The organism is Rhizobacter sp. P1_G5, from assembly GCF_056405435.1.
Map to the genome: position 1 here is coordinate 1 of NZ_JBFUCB010001109.1, position 861 is coordinate 861.

Below are 861 nucleotides of genomic sequence, written 5' to 3' on the forward strand. Positions count from 1 at the left end.
CGCATAGGTCTGGAACACGATGCCGAGGCCGCGCGTGTTGGCCTTGGCGTGCGTGATGTCGCGGCCGTCGAGCTCGATGCGGCCGCGCGTCACCGGCTCGAAACCGGCCACCATCTGCAGCGTCGTGGTCTTGCCGCATCCCGAAGGCCCGAGCAGCGAGACGAACTCGCCTTTCTCGACCGACAGGTTCATGTCGGCGACCGCGCAGGTGTCGCCATAGAACTTGGTCACGCCAGTCAACTGCAGGAAAGACATCGGGGTCCTCGCTTGCGGAATCCGGGAGGGAAGATTCCTCCAACGGATCGCAAGTTGCGGGCCATCTTGACCCGAGAATTCCAATCAATCAAATACTCCATTTCCCTATTTCGTTTGATGGAATACTTCAGGCTTCTGTGACCCATGGAATTCCACAGGATCGAGCATGAGCGATGAGAGCCCGTCGACCGCCGCCGCCAGCCGGCTGTTTGCCGTGATCCGTGCGCTGGCGCAGGTGCACGCCGATGGGGGGCGCGTCACGCAGATTGCCCRCAGCGTGGGCCTGACGCAGGCCACCACGCACCGCCTGCTGCAGTCGCTGGTGGCAGAGGGCATCGTCGAGCAGGACGCGCGCAGCAAGCTCTATCGCCTGGGCATCGAGTTCTTCGCGCTGGCCGCCTCGGCCGGCAACCCGGCCGACCTGCGCACGCTGTGCCGACCCGCGCTGTTGCGGCTGTGCGCGAGCCTGGGCGACAGCATCTTCCTGCTCGCGCGCAGCGGCTTCGATGCGGTGTGCCTGGACCGCAGCGAGGGGCCGTTCCCGATCCGCTCGTTCACCGGCGACGTCGGTGGGCGCGTCGCGCTGGGCGTGGGCCAGGGGGCGCT

2 protein-coding genes are annotated in these 861 nt (G+C 66.3%); one reads left to right on the top strand and one right to left on the bottom strand.

Annotated elements, in window-relative coordinates; translation table 11 throughout:
* The coding region (locus tag AC1D12_RS34375) for an ATP-binding cassette domain-containing protein (RefSeq protein WP_477845529.1) at positions 1-255 on the bottom strand (255 nt) is incomplete at its 3' end.
* 166 nt (positions 256-421) lie between these two features.
* On the opposite strand from AC1D12_RS34375, the gene AC1D12_RS34380 reads away from it, so the two are divergent.
* Positions 422-861 (top strand): IclR family transcriptional regulator (locus tag AC1D12_RS34380; protein ID WP_477845530.1); only part of this gene is annotated, 440 nt, incomplete at its 3' end.